Source organism: Frigidibacter sp. MR17.14 (assembly GCF_037095735.1).
Classification (GTDB): Bacteria; Pseudomonadota; Alphaproteobacteria; order Rhodobacterales; family Rhodobacteraceae; genus Frigidibacter.
Map to the genome: position 1 here is coordinate 576171 of NZ_JBAWKD010000003.1, position 22825 is coordinate 598995.

Sequence of the window (22825 nt, forward strand, 5' to 3'; positions counted from 1 at the left end):
GCCCGTGATCCCCTGAAATATCAAAGGATTTTCTGCATGAGGACGAGGTCGTGCCAGGCGTCGAACTTTCGCCCCGCCTGGGCCACCCGGCCCGCCTCGACATACCCCAGCGCCCGGTGGAACCCGAGCCCCGCCGCGTTCCCGGCCGAGACGCCGCCGACCATCAGATGCACCCCCGCCGCGCGCCCATGCGCTTCCAGCGCCGCCATCAGCGCCCGGCCGATCCCGCGGCCCTGCGCGGCGGGCGACAGGATCACCGTATGCTCCATCGTATGGACGTAACCGTTGCCGGCGCGGAACTGCGCATAGGTGACATGGCCAAGGATCGTGCCGCCCGCGTCGACGCCCAGCAGGAAAGGCCAGCCCTTCGCCGCGCGTTCGTCGATGGTCGCGGCCAGCCCCTCGGGCGTGCGCTCCTCGGAGGAAAAGGTGACGATCGTGTCGCGGATCAGCGGGTTCCAGTAGTCGCAGATCGCGGGCGTGTCGGCGGCAGTCGCCTGTCGGATCTTCATGGTCACTCCAGCACGCGCAGCCCGTGGGGGGTGCGGATCTCGGCCCGCAGCGCGACGGTCGCGCCCTCGGTCACCACCAGCCGCGGATCGGCCAGCCGCAGCGCCGCCGCCAGCGCGCCGGCCTGCGGATGGGCGATCTCAAGCCGTTCCAGCCGGCAGCCGACCTCGGCCAGCAGGTCGCGCGGATGCAGCGCCCCCTGCCACTGGATCATCGCCGGGAAGGCATCGTCGAAGGGCAGCCGGCCGTCATCGGGCACCGCCATCCGCCAGCGCAGATCGCCCCGTTCCAGCGCCACCGCCCGCCCGAGGCCCGGCGGCGCCGCGATCAGCGCCGCATCGAGGTCGGAGGTCCGCACCACCCAGTTCGTCAGCCGCACCCCGCGCCGCTCGTCCAGCCGGAACCAGCGCGGTCGCCCCGGCGCGGGGGACGAGGGATCGGGCGCGATCACTTCCAGATAGGTGTCCCCCAGACCCAGCAGCCGGTTCCAGGTCGCCATCAGCGGATGCCGCCCGCCCGGCGCCAGCGCCAGCCCCAGCGCCGCCTCGACCGCCGCCACGCCTTCTTCCAGCGAGGGCGCGGTCACCGCGAGATGATCGAGTTCCCACATGGCCGCCTCCGATGCCAAACCTCACGCCGGACCTTACGCCGGACCCGCGCGGGCGCAAGCCGCGACCCGCGACATGGAACCGTCGCAAATCGGCACCGCCCGCCCGAAAAACGGGCGCCATGGCCTTGAAAACGCGCGCGCGCGTGTTGAACGGGGGGCGGGGGGGCCCATTTCCCCTAGGTATTCGAACGATCCGAAAGAGAGGAACCACCCGACGATGTCATTGATGACCGCCGTGACCAAGATGCTGAAGCACGATGCCGCAGGTGGCATCGCCCTGATGATATCGGCCGCCCTCGCCTTCATCGTCGCGAATTCGCCGCTCTTCCCCGTCTACGACCACATCCTGCACCTCTATGCCGCCGTGACCATCGACGGCGAGGGGCTGAGCCTGTCGATCCTGCACTGGATCAACGACCTCCTGATGGCGATCTTCTTCTTCCTCGTCGGGCTCGAGCTGAAGCGCGAGATGCTCGAGGGCAAGCTGAAGAACCCCGCCGACGTGATCCTGCCCGGCATGGCCGCGGTGGGGGGCATGGTCGTGCCGGCGCTGATCTTCGTCGCCTTCAACCTGTCGAGCCCCGACACCATCGGTGGCTGGGCGATCCCGGCGGCGACCGACATCGCCTTCGCGGTCGGCGTCATGGCGCTTCTGGGCAAGCGCGTCCCGGCCTCGCTGAAGATCTTCCTGCTGACGCTGGCGATCCTCGACGATCTTGGCGCGATCCTGATCATCGCCTTCTTCTACACGGCGGAACTGAAGACCACCTATCTGGCGCTGTCGCTGATCCCGATCGCGGGCCTGTGGCTGCTGAACCACCGCGGCGCGCACCGGGTGGCGCCCTCGCTGCTGCTGGGCGTGCTGCTGTGGATCTTCGTGCTGAAATCGGGCATCCACGCGACGCTCGCCGGCGTGATCACCGCCTTCTTCATCCCACTGAAGGACCGCCACGGCCGCTCGCCGCTGCATGCGCTGGAACACGGGCTGTCGCCTTACGTCTTCTTCCTGATCATCCCGGTCTTCGCCTTCGCCAACGCCGGCGTGGTGCTGAAGGGGATGCAGCTGTCGGACCTGTTCGCGGCACTGCCGATGGGGATCGCCGCGGGCCTGTTCCTCGGCAAGCAGATCGGCGTCTTCGGCGTCACCTGGCTGATGGTGAAGACCGGCCTCGCCCGCCTGCCCGCCGGCGCGACCTGGGTGCAGGTCTGGGGCGTCGCCTGCCTCGCCGGCATCGGGTTCACCATGTCGCTCTTCATCGGCTCGCTGAGCTTCTCCGATGCGGCGCTGATGAACGAGGTGCGCATGGGCGTGCTGCTGGGGTCGCTGCTGTCGGCCGTCGTGGGCTTCGTGCTGCTGCGCATGGCCCCGCAGGCCAAGGAGCGCACCCGCGACCAGCAGCGCTACGACAGCCACGTGCTGCCGGGCTGACACCCGCACCCTGACACGACCCGGCGCGCCGTCCCCCCCCGGGGGCGGCGCGTCTTCCTTGCGAGGGACGGCCGCCTTCCCTATATTCAGGGCCAAGAGCCAAAGGCCGCGGTCCGGGACGGACCCGCCTGCCGCCACCCAACCGCCCCTATCCAGACGGATCTCCCGATGTTCGGCATTCCCGGCAAAGCCCCGGTCACCCTCACCCCCGCCGCCCGCGCGCAGATCGTGCGGCTGATGACCAAGGACGGCGCCTATGGCCTGCGCCTCGGCGTCAAGAAGGGCGGCTGCGCCGGCATGGAATACACGATGGAGATCGTGCCCGCCGCCCAGCCGATGGACGAGGTGATCGAGGACGGCGAGGCCCGCGTGATGATCGCGCCGATGGCGCAGATGTTCCTCTTCGGGACCGAGATCGACTTCCAGACCTCGCTGCTGGAACAGGGCTTCAAGTTCAACAACCCGAACGTCGCCGAGGCCTGCGGCTGCGGCGAGTCGATCTCGTTCAAGAACCAGCCCGCCGGCTGAGGCAAGGTCCGGCTCGCCGCCTGAAGCACTGCGGCGTTAGCGCTAGAGCCCGGTTTTCTCCCGTCTTTCCGGTTTGCTTCCCCGCGGCCGCGCCCTAGTGTCTGCCCCGAAACCCCTTTGGAGGATCGGCATGCGGACCAAGCTCGCGGCAGGCAACTGGAAGATGAACGGGATCTCGGCGGCGCTGGCCGAGATCGACGCGCTGAAGATCGACTTCGGGGCGCCGGGCGTCGAGATCCTGGTCTGCCCCCCCGCCACGCTGGTCGACCGCCTGTCGCAGCGCGTGCAGGGCAGCCCGGTGATGGTCGGCGGTCAGGACTGCCACGAGAATGAGACCGGCGCCCATACCGGCGACATCTCGGCCCGGATGCTGCATGACGCGGGCGCCAGCCACGTCATCGTCGGCCATTCCGAGCGCCGCGCCGACCACCACGAGACCGACGCGATGGTCCGCGCCAAGACCGAGGCCGCGATCGCCGCGGATCTGGTCGCCGTCGTCTGCCTCGGCGAGTCCGAGGCCGAGCGCGACGCGGGCGAGACGCTTGCCGTGATCGGCCGCCAGCTTGCCGGCTCGCTGCCCGACAGCGCGACCGCGGCGACCGTCGTGATCGCCTATGAACCGATCTGGGCGATCGGCACCGGCCGCACCCCCACGCTGGACCAGATCGCCGAGGTCCACGGCTACCTGCGGGCCGAGCTTGTGCGCCGTTTCGGCGCCGAGGGCGACGCCATGCGGCTGCTGTATGGCGGATCGGTTAAGCCCGCGAATGCCGCGGAAATTTTCGCGGTGCCGGATGTCGACGGCGCGCTGGTCGGCGGGGCCTCGCTGAAGGCCGCGGATTTCGGCGGGATCATCCGGGCTCTGGAACAGGCCTGATTTCAGATTCTTGCCGGGCGACGTTGATGCAAAGCCTGAAGCAATCCCCGACCGACCCGGCCTTCGTGCAGGACCCCTATCCGTTCTACGACAGGCTCCGCGCCGCGGGTCCGGTGGTGGTCTGGGAAGACTACGGCCTGCCGGTCTCGGCCCGGGCCGCGGTCGTGGGTCAGGCGCTGCGCGACCGCCGGCTGGGCCGCGCCGCGCCCGAGGGCTTCGGGCCCAAGATCCCGGAGCGGCTGCGCGCCTTCTATGACATCGAGGATCACTCGATGCTCGAGATCGACGGGCCGCGGCATGCCCGGCTGCGGGGGCTGGTGCTGCGCGCCTTCACCTCGCGCCGGATCGCGGGTCTGGCGCCCGAGATCGCCGCGCTGGCCGACCGGCTGATCGACGCCCTGCCCGAGGGTCCGTTCGACCTGATCGACAGCATCGCCAAACCGCTCCCGGTCATCGTCATCGCCCGGCTGCTGGGCGTGCCCGAAGAGCGCGCGCCGGACCTGCTGGGCTGGTCGAACGCGATGGTCGGCATGTATCAGGCGCGGCGCGACACGGCGATGGAGGAGGCCGCCTGCCGCGCGGCCGAACACTTCGCCGCCTTCCTGCGCGCCGAGATCTCCGCCAAGCGCCGCGCGCCGGGCGACGACCTGCTGTCGGCGCTGATCGCGGCAGAGGAGGACGGGCAACGTCTGTCCGAGCCCGAGATGGTGGCGACCGCGATCCTGCTGCTGAATGCCGGGCACGAGGCGACGGTGCACACGCTGGGGAATGCGGTGAAGGCGATCCTGACCCATGGCGCACAGGCCGCGACCGCGCCGGATCGCATCGAGGATCTGGTCGAAGAAGTGCTACGTTTCGACCCGCCGCTGCATCTTTTCACCCGCTGGGTGCAGGAAGATTGCAACATCGGCGATACCGCCTTTCGCCGCGGCGACCGGATCGGCTGCCTGCTGGCGGCCGCGAACCGCGATCCCGAAGGCTGGGACCGGCCCGCGGCCTTCCTGCCGGAGCGCGTCCGCAAGCCGAACCTCGCCTTCGGGATCGGGCCGCACTTCTGCATCGGTGCGCCGCTGGCGCGGATGGAACTGGCGGTGACGCTGGAACGGATCTTCGCGCGGATGCCGGGGTTGCGGATCGCCGAGCCGCCCGCCTACGCCGATCTCTACCATTTCCATGGGTTGGAACGGCTGATCCTGAGCCGCGGTTAGCGCCGCTCGGGCGGGCGCGACAGCAGCAGCAGCCGGCCGTGTTCATAGACCCGCGCCAGCCGCAGCAGATACTGCACCCAGATCGCGCCAAGCCGCACGCGCAGCGGCGCCTTCGCCCCCAGCAGCCGCACCGAGGACGAGATCGAGGGCAGCAGCCGGAACGGCAGCATCAGCAGGAAGGCCGCCGCCAGCTTCAGCCGGCCGCGGGTGTCGAGCTTCTGGACAAGCTTCCCGCCCTCGACCCGCCGGCGCTTGCGCACCAGCGCGGCAAGGCTCGCCCGCGCCGGATGGGCCACGACCATCGCCGGGACGCTTGCAATCGGGAAGCCGGCCGCGGCGGCACGGCGGCCCCATTCCTGGTCGCCCCCCGACATCAGCCGGTCCTCGAACCCACCCAGACGCGTGAACAGCTCGGCCCGGGTCGCCATGTTCGCGGTCACCGACCAGCCCCGCGCCATGTTGCGGTCCTGCCGGAAGGCGGTGAGCAGATCGTAGCATTCGGCCAGGTTCGGCGGCTCGCCCGAGGTCACCCGCACCGGACCGCCGGCCCGCGCCGCGCCCGCCTCGATCGCGGCGAGGCCGGCGGCGATCCAGCCCGGATCCGGAAGGCAGTCGGCATCGGTGAAGAAGATCACATCCGCCGAAACCTCGGCCAGCGCCCGGTTGCGCGCGGCGTAGGAGCCGGGCGTCGTCTCGTCGAGGATCCGCCCGCCCGGCGGCAGGCGGAAGCCTGCGGGCGGCGGCGTGGCGGGGTCGTTGTTGACGAAGACCACCTCGTCGGGGCGGCGGGTCTGGGCGGCCAGCGCATCGGCGCAGACCTGGGCATCGGACCAGTCGCGGTAGACCGGGATGATCACGCTCACGCGCATGGGACGGACTTCTCTGGCATCGGGCTGGAGGGAGGAACGGCGGCTTGCAGCAGGGGCGCCTGCGCGGATCGCATCATGCGCCCTGCCCGGCGGCCAGCGGCGGCGCGGCCAGCGCGGCAAGGTCGTGGCCGTCGATCCCGGCTTCGGCCCGGATCTTGCCCGAGCGGCGGGCATGGGCGATCTGGCCGCGGTGGATGCGGATCTTCTCGGCGTCCTTGTAGCCGCGCGGATGGTCGAGATGCACGAGCGGCGCGGTGAAGCGGACATGGCGGCCACGCACGCCGGAATTGGCGAGCCTGATGCCGAACTCCTTGTCGCCGCCGCCGTATTTCATCGTCTCGTCGAGGCCGTTCACCCGCAGGAGCACCGCGCGGTAGGCCGAGCCGTTCGCCCCGCACCAGTTGCGGCCGACAGGATAGACCGCTTCCAGCAGGGACGACAGCGCCTTGGGCCAGAGCCCGGCCTTGAGCCGCGTGGTGAAACGCTTCAGCGTGCCGGTCCGCGCCAGCCAGCCGCGGTCGAAGACCCGCCCCGACAGCACGTCCTCGTCGGTCACCGCCTCTGTCGTGGGCGTGTCGAGCCGGATCAGGCTGCCTGACAGGAAGCGGTCCGGGCGGGCGAGTTCAAGGTGGCGGGCGATGAAGCCCGGGTGGATCAGGCAGTCGCCGTCGATGAAGACCATGTATTCGGCCGTCGAGGAACCGATGCCCTTGTTCAGGATCTCGTTCTTCTGGAAGCCGCGATCCTCGTGCCACAGGTGGCGCAGCGGGATCTGGGGATAGGCCGCGCGGAAGCGGGCGATGACCTCGGCCGTCTCTGGCCCGGAGCCGTCGTCGGCCACGCAGATCGAGTCCGGGGCCCGCGTCTGACGGGTCACCGACAGCAGCGTCAGCCACAGCGCGCGCGGGCTGTTGTAGGTCGACAGGATGAGTTCGGTCTGCATCGGATGCTCCTTGCGGCGGAGCATATGGCGCTGACGGGCGGGCATTGCAACGGTCCCGCGGTCGGACGGGGGGCCCCGGCCGCCACGAGGTGCGGCCGGGGCAAAGTTCAGCGCGGCGCGATCAGTAGCGCGGCGGGCACGGCGCCGGGGCACCGTTCGAGTAGGTGCAGCGGCGGGCGCCGGTGTTCGAGCCGACAGCAGCACCGCCAGCGGCGCCGAGCAGGGTCGCGCCGACTTTCACCTCGGGCGAGGCGTCCATCAGGTCAGCCGCAGCCAGACCCGCGGCAGCGCCGCCGAGGCCGCCGATGGCAGCGTTCTGGTTCGGGGTGTAGCTCGCGCAGGCGGAGAGCGAGAGGCCCCCGACGGCAAGCAGCATCATCATCGTCTTGGTCATGCCCTTCATTCCTTCCTGAGAGCGTCCTTCCGGATGTCCAACCAGCTAGGGCGGTGGCAAGGGAAAGTCGATCTCAATCGGCTGCTATCCGATAACAGACCGATGTTTCTGGCGGTTCCCAGCCGATTCCCCAGCGTCACGGGCCGGTTTCCGGCCGCTTCGGGACCGGTCGGGCGCGGGTCACGAGACGCTGGCCAGCGGCAGCAGCGTGGTCGACTTGATCTCTTCCATCGACAGCAGCGCGGTCACGTTGTGGATCTTCACCTCTGAAATGAGGGCCTGGTAGAACTGGTCATAGGCGCGGGCATTCTTCACCCGCACCTTCAGGATGTAGTCGATGTCGCCCGCAAGCCGATGAGCTTCCAGCACTTCCGGGCGGGCGCGCAGCGTGGCGAGGAAGCGGCGCTGCCAGTCGGCCTCGTGTTCCGAGGTGCGGATCAGGACGAAGAAGCAGGCCTCGAGCCCCAGCGCCTCGGCATCGAGGATCATGGTCTGCCGGCCAATGACGCCCGCCTCGCGCAGCTTGCGGATCCGGTTCCACACGGGCGTCTTGGACGAGCCCACCTTGCGCGCGATCTCGTCGAGGGACTGGCCCGCGTCCTCCTGCAGTTCCGCAAGAATTTTCCGGTCCATCTCGTCGATGCGGACAGTCATTCGCCCAAACTCCTCATACCGGAACGTCCGGCCTTCAGTGCCCGCATATTCGAACACACGTCCTTTTTGGCAAGCCCGTATGGCGCAAAGGGGGGAGTTTTTTCTATATAGAGCAGACGCAGAGGACAATGCCGCAGCGCCGCACCGGGAGAGAGCCCATGAGCAAGAAGTTCACCCCGAAAGTCGTCACCGCCAACGACCTGCTCGAGGGCGACGTGATCTATCTGACCGCGGACGACCGCTGGACCCGGATGCATGCCGAGGCCGAGCTGATCGAGGACGAGGCGCATGCCCAGCTTCGCCTGCTGAAGGCGCAGGCGCAGGGCAACCGCATCGTCGGCCCCTATCTGGCCGATGCGAAGCCCGGCGCCCATGGCCCCGAGCCGATTCATTTCCGCGAGGTGTTCCGTACCCGCGGCCCGTCGAACTATGCCCACGGCAAGCAGGAAGCGAGCGAGGAACAGGCGCATGTATAACTACACCGACTTCGACCGCGCCTTCCTTGCCGAGCGCAACGCCCAGTTCCGCGCCCAGGTCGAGCGCCGCATCGACGGCAGCCTGACCGAGGACGAGTTCCGCCCGCTGCGCCTGATGAACGGCCTGTATCTTCAGCTGCATGCCTACATGCTGCGGATCGCCATTCCCTATGGCACGCTGAACCCCGACCAGATGCGCCGCTTCGCCGATGTCGCCGCGAAGTGGGACAAGGGCTATGGCCATTTCACCACCCGCCAGAACATCCAGCTGAACTGGCCGAAGCTGCGCGACGTGCCGGACATCCTCGACTCGCTGGGCGAGGTCGGCATCCACGCGATCCAGACCTCGGGCAACACGATCCGCAACGTGACCGCGGACCATTTCGCCGGTGCCGCGGCGGATGAGATCGAGGATCCGCGCCCGGTGGCGGAGCTGCTGCGCCAGTGGTCGACCGACCACCCGGAATTCCAGTTCCTGCCGCGCAAGTTCAAGATCGCCGTGTCGGGTTCGGCCCACGACCGCGCGGTCGTGCGCGCCCATGACATCGGCCTGATCGCCCGCAAGAACGCCAAGGGTGAGGTGGGCTACGAGGTGCTGGTGGGCGGTGGCCTTGGCCGCACGCCGATGATCGGCCAGACGATCCGCGACTTCGTCTCGAAGGCCGAACTGCTGCCCTATCTGGAAGCCGTGGTCTCGGTCTACAACGTGATGGGCCGGCGCGACAACAAGTACAAGGCGCGCATCAAGATCACCGTCTTCGAGAACGGGCTCGACACCTTCCGCGACGCCGTCGAGGCGCGCTTCGCCGAGACCCGCGCGCTGTTCTCGCCCGCCGTCCTCGACGCGCTGGCCGAGATCGAGGCCGACTTCGCGCCCCCCGCCTTCCGCAACGCCGGCACCGAGGCCTTCGACGCCGCCTATGCCAAGGACCCGGTGTTCCGCGCCTGGGCCGACACCAATCTGGCCGAGCACCGCGCCCCGGGCTATGCGATCGTGACCGTCAGCCTGAAGGCGCATGGCCAGACGCCGGGCGACGCCACCTCGGAACAGATGAACCTTCTGGCCGATCTGGCTGAGAAGTATGCGCATTCCGAGCTGCGCATCAGCCACGAGCAGAACGTGGTCCTGCCGCATGTCCACAAGTCGGACCTGCCGGCGCTGCATGCCGCGCTGAAGACCGAAGACCTGGCCACCGCCAACGTCGGCCTCGTGTCGGACATCATCGCCTGCCCGGGCATGGACTATTGCGCGCTGGCCACCGCCCGCTCGATCCCCGTCGCGCAGGAGCTTGCGACCCACTTCAAGGCCCAGGGCCTGGAAGAGGAGATCGGCCGCCTGCAGATCAAGATCTCGGGCTGCATCAACGCCTGCGGCCATCACCACGTGGGCCATATCGGCATCCTCGGGCTCGACCGCGCCGGGGTCGAGAACTACCAGATCACGCTGGGCGGCGACGCGACCGAAAGTGCCACCATCGGCGAGCGCGCGGGCCCCGGCTTCGCCTATGACCAGGTGGTTCCTGCCATCGACCGGCTGCTGCGCGCCTATCTCGAACAGCGCGAGAGCGCCGACGAGACCTTCCTGCAGGCCTTCCGCCGGCTTGGCCCGGCGCCGTTCAAGGCCGCGCTCTATCCCGACGAGGCTGCCCGCGATGCCGCTTGAAGCCGCCCTCCGGAAGCCCGTGCTCGACCCGATCGGCGAGCGCGTCATCCGCCTGAACAACCGCTACCGACACCACGGCGCGGTCTCGGTGCTGGAACATGCGCTGAAGGATGCCGACCTCGGGCGCATCGCCCTGGTCTCGTCCTTCGGGGCGGAAAGCGTCGTGCTGCTGCATTTGATCTCGATCATGGACCAGTCGCTGCCGGTCGTGTTCATCGACACGCAGATGCTGTTCCCCGAGACGCTGGAGTACCAGTCGATGCTGGCCGACAAGCTTGGCCTCACGGATATCCGACGCATCCGGGCGACCGATGCGGCGCTGGCGCTGGACGATCCCGACGGGACGCTGCACCAGTTCAACACCGATGCCTGCTGCACCCTGCGCAAGACGGTGCCGCTGGAAAACGCGCTGAAGGATTTCGACGCCTGGATCACCGGCCGCAAGCGCTATCAGGGCCAGACCCGCGCCGACATCGAGTTCTTCGAGGAAGAGGACGCGACCGGCCGGATCAAGATCAACCCGCTGACCCATTGGGGCCGCGAGGATCTTGAGGAATACATGGTCGAAAACCGCCTGCCCCGCCACCCGCTGGTGGCCAAGGGCTACCCCTCGATCGGCTGCGCCCCCTGCACCACCCCGGTCAAGCCCGGCGAAGATCCGCGCGCCGGCCGGTGGCGGGGCTCGCAGAAGACCGAATGCGGAATACATTTTATCGGAGGCCGCGCCGTGCGTGGACCTGTGGCCGTTGAGTTGGCCTCCACTTCAGGGGAGAGAAAAGAATGAGCGTGATCGTCCGCGACGACGGCTTTCACACCGATGACTGGGTGGGAGAGGCGCTGGACCTCGAGCCCGACACCTGCCTGAGCACGCTCGAGGGCAAGATCGCCGGCCAGAAGCTGGTCCGCATCTCGTTCCCGAGCTTCGCCGACGGTCGCGGCTTCACCATCGCGCGCCGTGTGCGCTCGATCGGCTATCTCGGCCGGCTGCGCGCCAAGGGCCATGTGCTGGCCGACCAGTACGCGATGGCCCGCCGCGTCGGCTTCGACGAGGTCGAGATCTCGGACGATCTGGCCGCCCGCCAGCCCGAGGACCAGTGGCTGGCCCGCGCCGACTGGCGCGCGAACGACTACCGCGCCCGCCTGCGCGGCTGATCCGCCTGATCGGGGGCCGAAATGGCCCCCGTTTCCGCAGTTGCAGAAACCGGCTTTGCCGGATGGTCCCTTTTCGCTAGAAAGACCCTGCCCCGATGACCGACCAGAGCCCTCCCGTGACCGATGCAGTGACCGCCGTTCCCGCCCCGAAGCACCTGCCCGACGCCCAGACCGTGACCGCCGTCACGCACTGGACCGACAGCCTGTTCTCGTTCCGCGTGTCCCGGCCGCAGTCGCTGCGCTTCCGCTCGGGCGAGTTCGTGATGATCGGTCTGCTGGGCGACAACGGCAAACCGCTGCTGCGCGCCTATTCGATCGCCTCGCCGAACTGGGACGAAGAGCTCGAGTTCTACTCGATCAAGGTGCCGGACGGCCCGCTGACCTCACGCCTGCAGCACATCAAGGTGGGCGACGAGATCATCCTGCGCCCCAAGCCCGTGGGCACGCTGGTCCATGACGCGCTCTTGCCCGGCAAGCGCTGCTGGTTCCTTGCGACCGGCACCGGCATCGCGCCCTTCGCCTCGCTGATGCGCGATCCCGAGACCTACGAGAAATACGACCAAGTGGTGATGATGCACACCTGCCGGACCGTGGCCGAGCTGGAATATGGCCGCAAGCTGGTCGAGGATCTGAAAAACGACGAGCTGATCGGCGAGATGGTCGAGGGCAAGCTGCTCTACTACCCGACCACCACCCGCGAAGCGTTCGACCGCCAGGGCCGGATCACCGACAACCTGTCTTCGGGCAAGGTGTTCGAGGATCTGGGCATCGCGCCGATGACCGCCGAGGCCGACCGGGCGATGGTCTGCGGCAGCCTCGCCTTCAACAAGGACGTGATGGCCGTGCTGGAAAGCTTCGGCTTGCGCGAGGGCGCCAATTCCGAACCGCGCGAATACGTGGTCGAGAAAGCCTTCGTCGGCGAGGGCGTCTGACATCAATGACGGGAAAACGGGCGGCGACCGGGAACACCCCGGCGCTGCGGACGTTTTCCTGACGAACCCGTGACGACTCGGGTTGAAGCGCGCGGCGGACATGCCTATTTTGCGCGCCACCACGACATATTGCTTGGCCATAGAAGGATTGCCGCCATAGCTCGCAGACCGCATAACGCCCCGCCGCAGCGCGACACCGGACCCCGCGTCAACGACCGGATCCGGGCCCCCGAGATCCGCCTGATCGGTGCGGACGGGGAGAACGTCGGCGTGGTGCCCCCGGCGCGCGCAATGGCCATGGCCGAGGAAGCGGGTCTCGACCTGGTCGAGATTTCGCCGAACGCGGTGCCGCCGGTTTGCAAGATCATGGACTTCGGCAAGTTCAAGTACGAGCAGCAGAAGCGCGAGGCCGAGGCCCGCAAGAAGCAGAAGATCATCGAGATAAAGGAGATCAAGTTCCGTCCCGGGACCGATACCCATGACTACGATGTGAAGATGCGCTCGGTCTTCAAGTTCCTCGAAGAAGGCGACAAGGTGAAGATCACGCTGCGCTTCCGCGGCCGCGAGATGGCCCACCAGGAGCTGGGCATGGAGCTGCTGAACCGTGTTGCCGCCGACGTGACCGAGCAGGGCAAGATCGAATCGATGCCGAAGCTGGAAGGCCGGCAGATGGTGATGATGATCGCGCCGCGCTGAGCGCCGCGATCCTGCATGGATGATGGGCCTGCCCTTCCGGGGCGGGCCTTTTTTTCTTGATTAATCCACGGCCTCGCGGCCGATCTTAACGCATTCTTGACCTCTGTGGCGCGAATCTGGTGCCAGCCCGGCGACCCCGGCGGGCTGTCGGACCCGGCCATCTATGAAGGAGGAAGGCCATGACCATCGTTGCCCTCCGCCCATCTGCGGCTGCCGGCACCAGCGCCGGCATCAGCCAAGGCAGCGGCAATGGCCTGAGCAATAGCCTCGGGACGGGCCTTGGCGTCGGCGCCGAAGCCGGTCTGCGGCGGGTCGCGGCGGCGACCTCTGCCAGTTCGGGTACAGACACGACAGGCGTGGACGTCCTGCGGGCGGTGACGGCCCCGGCAGAGACGGCGGCGGGCGACAGCCAGTTGCGTCAGGAAAGCGCCGCGCTTCTGGCAGCCCTTGGCCGCATCGGCGAGGCCAGCACTGAAACGGCCGAGATCGCCCGCCTGCGCGACCGGACAGAGGCCTATCTCGCCGCGCTGCGCCCCGTTGCGGCGGCAGAACTGGCCGCCCGCGGGCGGCGGATGATGGTGCTCATCCCGCCGACACTGCCGCCGCTGCCGCCGGCCGAGGCCGCGCGGCCCGTCCCGCAGGATCGCGCGTCAGACGCGGCGCGGGTGGCCGCCGCCAGCGCCGCCGAGGCCGCGGCCCAGACAGCGGCGGCGGACAACAGCGGCACCGGAAATGCGGCCGCGCGCAGCCGCGACGGGGCTGCAGAGCTCGCCCGGTTGGCCGGCATCGCCGCCCTGCCCGGCACGCCTGCGGTCCAGACAACGAGCACGGCCGCGATCGCGGCACCAACGGCCGGCATCGGCGCGGCAGGCGCCGTATCGCCCGCGGCCGTCCCGTCGGGTCCGGCAACCGCGGCGGAAAGTGTGGTGCGTGCGCAGGCCAGCGCCCTCTCCGCCGGCTCTGGCGGCAGCGCGCCCGCCGGCCGTCCGGGGCTGATCCGAGCCGTGGCAGGCGTCGCGACCGGGCTCTGGATGGCGGTCGCAGCCTATTCGGCAACCTCGAGCGGCTGGGCCGGCACCTGACCCTCAGCGGCGCAACGGTGCCGACAGGCTCGGACAAACCCGCACGAAGACCGCAGACGAAATCATGCCGCTGCAGGGTTCACCTGCCGGGTCAGTGCCACGAGGATGCACAATAGAGCCTGATCCGGTCATGGACGTTCGCTGAGCGGGTCAGAACATCCCCCCGCCACGGTGCCGCCAAGACTGGATCGCGTGACCCTTGCGGGCCCTTCGGGGGGAGCGGCGCCGGCTCCCCGTCCCCGCGCTGATCGGATGATGGTGAGCGCGTGCCAAGCCTCTTGCCGTAGGTAAGATCCCGGGCCGCCGAATTCCGCCATCCCGCGGCATTCCGGCCTGCTGCACCCGTCCACGCGGGGCCGTGACTCGGACCGCCGGTCGCGGCACCTGCCGCCGCCCGCGATGCCGGGCGGCGCGCAAACCGGGCCCCGTCGCGGCAGCCGCGGGAACATCCCCGGCCGGTGCCGCGCACGGCGCCCGCGGCGTCAGCTCATGCCGAGCGCGGCCTTGTACAGCTCGAGGATCGCTTCTTCCTCGTCGATGTCGTTCTTGTCGCGTTTGCGCAGCGCGATGATCTTCTTCATCACCTTGGTGTCATAGCCGCGGGCCTTCGCCTCGGACATGACGTCCTTCTGCTGCTCGGCGATGTCCTTCTTCTCGGCCTCGAGGTGCTCGTACTGCTCGATGAACTGGCGCAGTTCGTCGGCCGTGACGTTGTAGGCGCTGTCGGTGACAGGACTGCTCATCTGCCTCTCCATTCTTGGGCGTTGCCGGTGGCCTTGCTAGTCGGGCCGGGGCACGCAGGCAAGCCCCGTGCGGCCCGTGCCCGAGCGCGGCCTTGCGTCACGCGCGGCTTTCGGCCAAGAGGCGCTGAACGCAGGGAGGGACGCATGGACTGGCTGATCTGGATCGGGGCGGCGGTGTCGGCCGCGGGGCTGGCCGGCATCCTGTGGTGCGCCGCGCGGGTCGCCCGCGACCGCCGCGCCGGCCTCGACGATGCCGCGCTGCGGGCCCGGCTGCAGAAAGTGGTCGCCGTCAACCTCGGCGCGCTCGCGGTCTCGGTGCTGGGGCTGATGATGGTGGTCATGGGCATCGCGCTGGGCTGACCCGACCACCGCCAAGCCTGTTACCGCCCAACCTGCCAGTGCCCGGCGCGCCGGAACCCGGCCAGCCGGCGCCGTCTCAGGCGCCGCGCCCGGCGCGGATCCGCTCTTCCCAGCCCGCGGCGGGCTCCCAGAATACCGCCGCCGCGGGCCCGGGGCCCGCCCCGGTCCGCACCGCCATGCCGCGCAGCAGGTTGCGCGCCGCCAGAAGCCGGGTGCGACCGCCCAGCCGCTCGGCCCAGAGCATCGGCCCGCCCAGATCCGCCGGCAGACCCAGAACCAGTGTCGCCACCAGATCCACCGCTTCGGCATCGGGCAGCGTCGCCTCGGCGATCAACCGCATCCCCTCGTTCGCGAGCGCGGCAAGGCACAGGTCGCGGGCCTCGGCCGCGCCCAGCGGCGTCTCGACCGGTGCGGCCTCGGACTGGAACAGCCGGTCGAGCGCCGCGGGTCCGATCCGCGCCGCCTCGGCCGTGCCGGCGGCGCGCAGCAACGAGGCCAGCCCCGCCGCCCCGAGGTCGAGCGCCGTCGCCACCGGACCGCGCGCCAGCCCGAGGTCGCGGAACGCAGCCTCGAGCGCGGCGGGCGCGCAGCCAAGTGCCACGCAATCGGCCACCGCGCGCCACAGCACGAAGCGCAGGCGCAGCGAGGGCAGCGCCCGCCCCGGCGCGACCTTGACCGCCAGCGCCCCCAGCGCCTCTGCCAGCCCCGCCAGCCGGCGCAGGCTGTCATGGCTGACCTCGCGCCCGGCGACGATTTCGGCCAGCCCGCCGCCACCGGCGCCCAGCGTCAGCCACAGCCCCGGCAGCGCGCCGGTGGCCGTGGTGTCGACCGCGAGCGCGGCCCCCACCAGCCCCGGCGGCAGGTCGACGCCGTCGAGCGCAGGACCGGCCGCCAGCGCGACATCCGCCCCGATGATCCCCGAGGGTTCGAGCGTGGCCGACACCAGCCCCCAGGCATGATCGCGGGCGGCCTCGCTCAGCCGGCCGGCCTCGACCGCGCGGTCCTGGTCGCCCGCCACCGCCTCGAGCGCGGCGCGCAGCCGGTCGATCTCGGGATCGACGAAGGTCACGGGCAGATCGGCGGCGATGATCGCCGCGGCGATCGGCGCCAGTTCGGGTGCGGCCCCCAGCAGCGCGACGCCCGCCGGCCGCGGGCCGCCGCGCGCCAGCCGCGCCTCGGTCCGGGCGCGGCGCAGGCGCGCGCGGGTGCCCGGCGCGGCGGCGAACTGTGCCAGCGCCTCGGCCTCGATCGAGGCCGCGACCTCGGGCGGCAGCAGCAGCACCGCCTCGATGCAGTCGATGGCGGTCTCGGACAGCGGATCGGTCGCGCGCAGCCGGGCGGCTGCCGTCGCGCCGAGGAAGCGGTCGGGATCCTCGAGCGCGCCGCGGCGGTCGGCCAGCAGATGCGCGCCGCCCTCGTCGATCAGCTTGCGTGCGGCGACGCCGGCCGCGGGCGGCTCGGTCGCGGTAACGATCTCGACAAGGCCCGAAGCCTCGGCCTCGGCCGCGCCCAGCCAGCGGCCCGACAGCACCGCGTCTAGGGTCGGCCCGGCCCCGGCGCGGGCCGCCGCAAGGCCCATCGCCCCGCCCAGCGGCAGCAGGCCGAGCCTGCGTTCCGGGAAGCCGAAGCGCAGGCTGGGACCGGCGACGCGCAGCGCCGTGGCCAGCGCCAGCGTGGCCGCCGGCCCGCCGACCTTGCCCGAAAGCCGCGCGACGGTGGGCACGCGGGCGGTGCGCACGACATTGATCAGCGCGAGAAGGGCGTCATGGGTCTGCGGCAGGGTCTCGCTGGCCGCGAGCAGCGCCGCGGGCAGGCCACCGCGGGGCGCGCGTTCGCCCAGTTCGAAGATCAGCGCCCCGGTGCCCGGATCGGCCAGCGCGGTCAGGCAGAGACCGGTGAAGGCCTCGATCGCCTCGGGCCGTCCGAGATCCTCGGGCGTCAATGTCACGGGATTGAGCGCCGCCGGCGCGGGGCCCGCGGACTGCACCGCCTGTTCACTCATCTGCTGCCGCCCCTTTTCCCCACCGGGCTTGTTCTGTCCCCATCCTGAGGCCCAGCGACCGGCCGCTCAACGCGCGAGGTGCCGCCGGACGCCAGAAACCGCAACGAACGTGGCACCAAGGTAACGGATTTTCGGTTCTCACGCCTCGCCGGGGTCGGACCATGGCGGGAAGACATCCTCGTCCGGGGCGGGAACAAGCTCTGCCGGATCGGCCCCGCCGCCAAGGCCGCCACCGGAACCGCCGCCGCCCTCGGGGCCGAAATCCAGCCGCAGCGCCCGCTGGCCCTGCTGGCGGCCAAGACGCGCGCGCGCGACAAGGCGCCCGCCCGGCCCCTCGACCCGCGCCGCCTCGAGCGCGCCGCTGGGCAGCTCGACCGTCTGGCCGGGGGCCAGCGACAGCACGCGGCCAAGCGGCAGCGTGACCCGCGCCAGCACGCCGTTCAGCGCCCCCGGCGCCTCGAGCACCGCGGCCTCGAGCCGGCGCGCCCAGTCGGCGCGCGCCTCGGCCTGCGCGGGGCCCGGAAGCTCGCCGGTCACCCGCTCGACCGCCAGCGCGCGCCCGCGCCCCTCGGCCGGCAGCACCAGCAGGCAGGAGCCGGGGCGCGCCTGCCCCGAAGGGCCAAGATCAAGCTCGAACCGGAAGCTGCGATAGGCGGCATCTTCCAGCATCAGCGGCAGCGGGCGCGGATCGTCGAGGAACGAGCTGTAACGGAAGCCGCCCGCCCAGATCAGCTCTGCCGTGCCCGACAGCGCCTCTTCCAGCGCGCCCAGCGTCACGTCGACGAAATCGGCGACCATCGCGGCGTCGGTGCGGGTCGGGCGGCGGGGCGCGGGCGGCTGCACGGCCAGCCGGCCGATCGTCCGCATCTCGATCAGTGCCGACAGCATCGGCGGCGAGATCGCCAGCACCCCCGTGCCCTCGCCGGGCCCGTGCAGCAGCGCCAGCAGCGATCGATCCTCGAGCAGCTCGGGCATATCGGCAAGGGTCACGCGGGTTTCCTGCAGGCGCAGGATGCGCAGTGGCATCGACAGCAGGTCCTGCGCGGCGCGGGTCAGCGCCTGGCCCAGCGCCTTTTCGGTGGTCATGACGAAGGTCTCGTCCGAGCGCCGCCCGGCCGCGAGCTTGCGGCGCATCACCGATCCCGCTCCTGCCCCGTCCATGGTTGATTCCCGCTCTCGCAACCGCACCGGCCCAGCCCTTGGGTCCCATATCAAGGTTACGGGGGCGTTAGCCGGACAGCGGCTTCGCAAGACCGTCCCTGTGCGGCGGGCGGTGAGCGGCGCCTTCGGTTGCGGCTGCGACGGCGGCCGCGATTGTGGCCCCGGGGCGATAGCGCACCGGCAGCGTGACGCGGAAGGCCGCGCCCCCCTGTCCCGGCAGATAGTCGATGCTGCCGCCGAGCGTCGCCATGATCTCGCGGCAGATCGCAAGGCCAAGCCCCGCGCTGCCGGCACGGTGGCTGGCCGAGAGGCGGGCGAACTTCTCGAAGATGATCGACTGCGAGGCGGCGGGTATGCCCGCGCCGTTGTCGATCAGATCGACCTCGAGCCGGTCGCCGCGGCGACGGGCGGCAATCGTCAGCTCGGGCAGCGGCGCGTCGCAGTATTTGCGCGCGTTGGTGATCAGGTTGACGAAGACCTGCACCAGCCGGTCGGCATCGGTGATCACCGCCTGATGCTCGGCCGCCAGATCGCGCGTGATGCGGAAGGCGCGCTCGGGCCGGGTCGAGCTGGCGGCGCGCAGGCTCTGCTCGATCAGGTCGTGCAGGTTCGCGGCGCGGATCTGCAGCTGCACCCGGCCGTGTTCCAGCACCGACAGGTCCAGCAGGTCGTCCAGCAGCCGGGTCATCCGCGCCGCCTCGTCATGGATGATGCCGGCGGCATGGGCGGTCTCGGGATCGGCCGCGTCGTCCTTGAGGATCTCGGAAAACGCCCGGATCGCGGTCATCGGCGTGCGCAGCTCGTGGCTGATCTGGCCGAGGAAGGCGTCCTTCTGCACCGACAGCTGGGTCAGCTTCTCGTTCGCCTCGGTCAGGGCGCGGGCGGTGCGGGCCAGTTCGGCCGACTTGCGTTCCAGCTCGGCCGCGTTTTCGAGGATCTGCTGCGCCTCTGTCGCCACCGCCATCAGGTCGCGCACGGTGACCGCCGCGCCCTCGGCCAGCTGGGCGATCATCGCATGGGCCGTGGCCGCGCCGACCGAGCCTGCCAGCCGGGTTTCCAGCGCCGCGATGAAATCGGGCGTGGCATCCGGCAGGAAGCCCTGCTTGCCCTGCGCCTCGGCCTGCGACTGGAAGAAATCCTGCGCCTCGGCCGCGCCGAGCACGTCCTGCGCCATCGCCAGCAGGTCCTCTGCCTCGGCCCCGCCGCGCGACCAGCCGCCCTGCGGCTGCGGCTGGTCGAAGACGTTGACGAAGGCCACGCCCTGCAGCCGCTCCATCGGGCCCGGGAAGGTCAGCAGCGATCCAAGGCAGAAGGCCAGCGCGTTCAGCGCCAGCGACCAGACCAGCGCATGCAGCACCGGGTCCAGCCCGGTCACCCCGAACAGCGCCTGCGGGCGCAGCCAGGACAGGCCCAGCGGCCCCTGCGCCAGCAGCTCGGCCGACATCAGCGCACCGGGCCCGAACGAGGGCAGGAACAGCGCGTAGAGCCAGACGCAGAAGCCGGTCAGCAGCCCGGCCGCCGCCCCCACCCGCGTCGCGCCGCGCCAGGTGATCGCGCCCAGCAGCGCCGGCAGGATCTGCGCGACGCCGACAAAGCTGATCAGCCCGATCGCGGCCAGCGCCGAGGTGCCGCCCGAGATCGAATGGTACAAGTAGCCCAGCGCCAGGATCCCGGCGATCGACACCCGCCGCGCGCTGAGCACGAGCCCGCGCAGATCGCCCCGTGCCCGCGCGCCCTCGGGGCGCATCCTGAGCCAGAGCGGGATCACAACATGGTTCGACACCATCGTCGCCAGCGCGATCGCCTCGACGATGACCATCGAGGTGGCCGAGGAGAAGCCGCCGAGGAAGGCCAGCATCGCGAGCCCGCCCTGCCCTTGCGCCAGCGGCAGCGTCAGCACGAAGAGGTCGGGGTTCGCGCCCTCGGGCATCACCGCCAGCCCCATCACCGCGATCGGCACGACGAAGAGGCTCATCAGGCACAGATACAGCGGAAAGGCCCAGCTGGCGGTGGCAAGGTGACGCTCGTCCCCGGTCTCGACCACCATGACCTGGAACATCCGCGGCAGGGTCAGCACGGCAATCGCCGACAGCATGACCAGACCGGCCCAGCGCCCCGGCGCGGGTGCCCAGGCGGCGGGATCGGCGGCGGCGAGCCGCGCGAGGATCTCGGCCGGGCCCGCGGCCACCGCCCAGACGGTGAAGATCCCCACCGCCAGCAGCGCGACCAGCTTCACCACCGCTTCCAGCGCGACGGCGGTGACGACGCCGTTGTGACGTTCGTTGGCGTCGAGGTTGCGGGTGCCGAAGAGGATCGCGAAGAGCGCGAGGCCGGCGGCGACCCAGAACGAGGTGGTGGCGCTGTCCGAGGGCAGGCGCAGCCCCATGACCTGGTCGCCCCCGGCCTCGGCGGTGGCGAAGACGTCGAAGGCCAGCACCACCGATTGCAGCTGCAGCGCGATATAGGGGGTGGCGGTGGTGACGCAGATCGCGGTGACGATGACGCCCAGAAGGTTCGACTTGCCGAAGCGGGACGAGACGAGGTCGGCGATCGAGGTGACCCGCTGCACCCGGCCGATCCGCACCAGCTTGCGCAGCAGCAGCCACCAGCCCGCGACCACCAGCGAGGGGCCGAGGTAGATCGTCACGAATTCCAGCCCCGAACGTGCCGCGTATCCGACCGCGCCGTAGAAGGTCCAGGCGGTGCAGTAGATCGACAGCGACAGCGTGTAGACCAGCGGCGAGCGCAGCCAGCGCCCGCGGCCGCGGCGGACCTCGCCCTCGGCCCAGAAGGCCACGAGGAACAGCAGGCTGACATAGAGCAGGCAGGCGCCGACGAGGACGTTGAACGGAACCATCAGCGCCCCGGTCCCGGCGGGATATCGGCGCGCGGCGCGGAACCCGTGCCGGTCGGGGTCCGGTTCGACGTCCCGTCTGACCTTCCTGTCGGGGACGCACCCGGGGGGGTGCCGGCCTCTGCGGCCTCGTGTTCGGCCGCGTCGCGCAGGCGGTGCGACAGCGCGAAGGCGCCCAGGATCAGCGCGGCCCAGACCGCGAACAGGTAGATCACCCGCGTGCCCGCCCCCGGCGCCCCCGGCCCGCCCCACAGCAGCGGCAGCATCCACAGGCCCAGCGCCGCCAGCGGCAGCAGCCGCGCCGCGTCCATCAGCCGGCGCCGCCGATAGGCGCGGCGGGCGAGGAACAGCGGCGTGCGGCGCGGCGCGGCCAAGGCTCAGGCCCCGGCGAGGGTGCGCAGCGTCTCGACCACCTCGGCATTGGCGAAGGGCTTCGACAGGAAGCGGTCGGCGCCGGCACGTTCGGCCGCCTCGCGGTCGCGCGCCTGTCCGCGGGCCGACAGCATCAGCACCGGCAGGGCGCCAAGGCCCGCGCCGTGCCCCTCGGGGCCGCGGATGTCGGCCAGAAGCTCGAGCCCGGAGCGCCCGGGCAGCATGATGTCGAGCACGAGCACATCCGGCGCGAAGGCGCGGATCGCGGCCAGCGCGCCCTCGCCCTCGGCATGGATGCCGACCTCCCAGCCCTCGCGAGTCATCAGGAAGCGGATCGCCTCGGCAATGTTGGGTTCATCCTCGATCAGCAGCACGCGCCTTGCCATGCGGACCCTCCCCGTCCGGCGGGCGGGGACCGCTCGCCTTTGCGTTATCGCGCGAAGCGGGTCCGGGTGTCAAAACCCACCATCGTCCCGGTCGGGGACCGGCACGCGCGCGGGGGCCGCGCAACAACCGCGGACGGTTCCCGGGCGCTTGAGGACCGTGGCGCGAAGCACGCCCCCGGCGCAGGATCGGGCGCGGGGTCCGCCGGCGCGGCTTTGCCCGATCCGCGCGATGGTCTGCCGGGCCATCGGTCGGCGGCGCCGCGACAGCGGCCGCCCCCCGCCGGATCAGCCCTTCGGTGCGAGCAGACGCTGGTAGAGATGGTCGAGGAAGCGCCCGGCCTCGGGATAGGGGTCCTGCCCCTCGACCGGGCCCAGCACGCTGCGCACCTGCATGTCGAAATCGGCATAGTGCTGGGTCAGTGCCCAGACCGAGAAGATCAGGTGATGCGGATGCACCGGGGCGATGCGACCCTGCGCGCTCCAGCCGCGGATCACCTCGGCCTTCTCGTCCACCAGCGCCTTCAGCTCGCCCCCGATCACCTCGGTCAGGCGCGGCGCGCCCTGCAGGATCTCGTTGGCGAAGAGCCGGCTTTCGCGCGGGAAGTCGCGGCTCAGCTCAAGCTTGCGGCGGACATAGGCCATGATCTCGGCCTGCGGATCGCCCGACGGGTCCATCGCGCGCAAGGGATCGAGCCAGGTCGACAGCAGCCGCGTCAGCACCGCGACATGCATCGCCTCTTTCGAGGGGAAGTAATACAGCAGGTTCGGCTTCGACAGGCCGGCATGATCGGCGATCTGGTCGAGCGTCGCGCCGCGGAAGCCGTGGGTCGAGAAGACCTCGAGTGCGGCTTCGAGGATCGCCTCGGTGTTGCGCTTCTGGATGCGGGTCGTGCGCCGGCGCGGGGGGGGGGGGGGGGGGGGGGG

Annotated in this window: 25 protein-coding genes; 12 read left to right on the forward strand and 13 right to left on the reverse strand. The window is 70.5% G+C overall.

Annotation, left to right across the window (positions count from 1 at the left end; genetic code table 11):
- Positions 1-20: 20 nt before the first annotated feature.
- Positions 21-512 carry a GNAT family N-acetyltransferase gene (locus tag V8J36_RS11450; RefSeq protein ID WP_336467408.1) on the reverse strand — a complete coding sequence of 164 codons (492 nt, stop codon included), beginning with the start codon at positions 510-512 and terminating at the stop codon, positions 21-23.
- Positions 513-514: 2 nt separating this feature from the next.
- Positions 515-1120 carry a VOC family protein gene (locus tag V8J36_RS11455; RefSeq protein ID WP_336467409.1) on the reverse strand — a complete coding sequence of 202 codons (606 nt, stop codon included), beginning with the start codon at positions 1118-1120 and terminating at the stop codon, positions 515-517.
- Positions 1121-1337: 217 nt separating this feature from the next.
- Here V8J36_RS11455 and nhaA point away from each other — a divergent pair, with 217 nt between their 5' ends.
- The 4 genes from nhaA to V8J36_RS11475 all read left to right on the forward strand — a co-directional run bounded on the left by nhaA (position 1338) and on the right by V8J36_RS11475 (position 5162).
- Positions 1338-2549, forward strand: a complete 1212-nt coding sequence (gene nhaA / locus V8J36_RS11460; RefSeq protein WP_442902475.1) for a Na+/H+ antiporter NhaA — start codon at positions 1338-1340, stop codon at positions 2547-2549.
- Positions 2550-2717: 168 nt separating this feature from the next.
- Positions 2718-3077, forward strand: coding sequence for a HesB/IscA family protein (locus tag V8J36_RS11465; protein ID WP_336467411.1), 360 nt, complete (start codon positions 2718-2720; stop codon positions 3075-3077).
- A gap of 130 nt (positions 3078-3207) precedes the next feature.
- The gene (gene tpiA, locus V8J36_RS11470; protein WP_336467412.1) at positions 3208-3954 is read left to right on the forward strand and encodes a triose-phosphate isomerase; all 747 of its coding nucleotides are present in this window, start codon (positions 3208-3210) and stop codon (positions 3952-3954) included.
- A gap of 26 nt (positions 3955-3980) precedes the next feature.
- Positions 3981-5162 (forward strand): cytochrome P450, encoded by a 1182-nt coding sequence (locus tag V8J36_RS11475; RefSeq protein WP_336467413.1) that lies wholly within the window; start codon positions 3981-3983, stop codon positions 5160-5162.
- Here V8J36_RS11475 and V8J36_RS11480 read toward each other — a convergent pair.
- From V8J36_RS11480 to V8J36_RS11495, 4 genes are all read right to left on the reverse strand, one after another.
- Positions 5159-6031, reverse strand: coding sequence for a glycosyltransferase family 2 protein (locus tag V8J36_RS11480; RefSeq protein ID WP_336467414.1), 873 nt, complete (start codon positions 6029-6031; stop codon positions 5159-5161). The genes V8J36_RS11475 and V8J36_RS11480 overlap by 4 nt on opposite strands.
- 73 nt (positions 6032-6104) lie before the next feature.
- Positions 6105-6974 carry a glycosyltransferase gene (locus V8J36_RS11485; RefSeq protein WP_336467415.1) on the reverse strand — a complete coding sequence of 290 codons (870 nt, stop codon included), beginning with the start codon at positions 6972-6974 and terminating at the stop codon, positions 6105-6107.
- Between the two features lie 121 nt (positions 6975-7095).
- On the reverse strand, positions 7096-7368 hold the full coding sequence (locus tag V8J36_RS11490) for a glucose-6-phosphate isomerase (protein ID WP_336467416.1): 273 nt from the start codon (positions 7366-7368) through the stop codon (positions 7096-7098).
- Between the two features lie 180 nt (positions 7369-7548).
- Positions 7549-8022, reverse strand: a complete 474-nt coding sequence (locus V8J36_RS11495) for an Lrp/AsnC family transcriptional regulator (RefSeq protein ID WP_336467417.1) — start codon at positions 8020-8022, stop codon at positions 7549-7551.
- Between the two features lie 158 nt (positions 8023-8180).
- On the opposite strand from V8J36_RS11495, the gene V8J36_RS11500 reads away from it, so the two are divergent.
- The 7 genes from V8J36_RS11500 to V8J36_RS11530 all read left to right on the forward strand — a co-directional run bounded on the left by V8J36_RS11500 (position 8181) and on the right by V8J36_RS11530 (position 14023).
- Positions 8181-8498: a DUF2849 domain-containing protein gene (locus V8J36_RS11500; RefSeq protein WP_336467418.1), complete on the forward strand. Its 318-nt coding sequence runs from the start codon at positions 8181-8183 to the stop codon at positions 8496-8498.
- Positions 8491-10161 (forward strand): nitrite/sulfite reductase, encoded by a 1671-nt coding sequence (locus V8J36_RS11505; protein WP_336467419.1) that lies wholly within the window; start codon positions 8491-8493, stop codon positions 10159-10161. The genes V8J36_RS11500 and V8J36_RS11505 overlap by 8 nt, the downstream gene beginning before the upstream one ends.
- Positions 10151-10945, forward strand: coding sequence for a phosphoadenylyl-sulfate reductase (locus V8J36_RS11510; protein WP_336467420.1), 795 nt, complete (start codon positions 10151-10153; stop codon positions 10943-10945). The genes V8J36_RS11505 and V8J36_RS11510 overlap by 11 nt, the downstream gene beginning before the upstream one ends.
- Complete coding sequence (locus V8J36_RS11515; RefSeq protein ID WP_336467421.1) at positions 10942-11313, forward strand: DUF934 domain-containing protein; 372 nt, start codon at positions 10942-10944, stop codon at positions 11311-11313. Before V8J36_RS11510 ends, V8J36_RS11515 begins: the two co-directional genes overlap by 4 nt.
- A 95-nt stretch (positions 11314-11408) precedes the next feature.
- A complete protein-coding gene (locus tag V8J36_RS11520) occupies positions 11409-12245 on the forward strand; it encodes a ferredoxin--NADP reductase (RefSeq protein ID WP_336467422.1) in 837 nt (278 codons plus the stop codon).
- 69 nt (positions 12246-12314) lie between these two features.
- Positions 12315-12941 (forward strand): translation initiation factor IF-3, encoded by a 627-nt coding sequence (infC, locus tag V8J36_RS11525; protein WP_442902476.1) that lies wholly within the window; start codon positions 12315-12317, stop codon positions 12939-12941.
- A gap of 179 nt (positions 12942-13120) precedes the next feature.
- Positions 13121-14023, forward strand: a complete 903-nt coding sequence (locus V8J36_RS11530) for a hypothetical protein (RefSeq protein WP_336467423.1) — start codon at positions 13121-13123, stop codon at positions 14021-14023.
- Positions 14024-14505: 482 nt separating this feature from the next.
- Here the strand turns inward: V8J36_RS11530 and V8J36_RS11535 are convergent, their stop codons facing one another.
- A complete protein-coding gene (locus V8J36_RS11535) occupies positions 14506-14766 on the reverse strand; it encodes a DUF2312 domain-containing protein (protein WP_336467424.1) in 261 nt (86 codons plus the stop codon).
- Between the two features lie 144 nt (positions 14767-14910).
- Here V8J36_RS11535 and V8J36_RS11540 point away from each other — a divergent pair, with 144 nt between their 5' ends.
- Positions 14911-15126: a hypothetical protein gene (locus V8J36_RS11540; protein ID WP_336467425.1), complete on the forward strand. Its 216-nt coding sequence runs from the start codon at positions 14911-14913 to the stop codon at positions 15124-15126.
- Between the two features lie 76 nt (positions 15127-15202).
- Here V8J36_RS11540 and V8J36_RS11545 read toward each other — a convergent pair whose 3' ends face one another.
- The 6 genes from V8J36_RS11545 to V8J36_RS11570 form a co-directional block, all read right to left on the reverse strand.
- Positions 15203-17128, reverse strand: a complete 1926-nt coding sequence (locus V8J36_RS11545; RefSeq protein ID WP_336467426.1) for an enoyl-CoA hydratase-related protein — start codon at positions 17126-17128, stop codon at positions 15203-15205.
- A 138-nt stretch (positions 17129-17266) separates the two neighbouring features.
- Positions 17267-18289, reverse strand: a complete 1023-nt coding sequence (locus tag V8J36_RS11550) for a FliM/FliN family flagellar motor switch protein (RefSeq protein ID WP_336467427.1) — start codon at positions 18287-18289, stop codon at positions 17267-17269.
- Between the two features lie 67 nt (positions 18290-18356).
- The gene (locus tag V8J36_RS11555) at positions 18357-21146 is read right to left on the reverse strand and encodes an ATP-binding protein (RefSeq protein ID WP_336467428.1); all 2790 of its coding nucleotides are present in this window, start codon (positions 21144-21146) and stop codon (positions 18357-18359) included.
- Entirely contained in the window at positions 21146-21517 is a 372-nt protein-coding gene (locus tag V8J36_RS11560) for a hypothetical protein (RefSeq protein WP_336467429.1), read from the reverse strand. The genes V8J36_RS11555 and V8J36_RS11560 overlap by 1 nt, the downstream gene beginning before the upstream one ends.
- 3 nt (positions 21518-21520) lie before the next feature.
- Positions 21521-21901, reverse strand: coding sequence for a response regulator transcription factor (locus V8J36_RS11565; RefSeq protein WP_336467430.1), 381 nt, complete (start codon positions 21899-21901; stop codon positions 21521-21523).
- A 285-nt stretch (positions 21902-22186) separates the two neighbouring features.
- Positions 22187-22825, reverse strand: a 639-nt coding sequence (locus V8J36_RS11570) for a TetR family transcriptional regulator C-terminal domain-containing protein (protein ID WP_336467431.1), incomplete at its 5' end; no start/stop codon positions are given.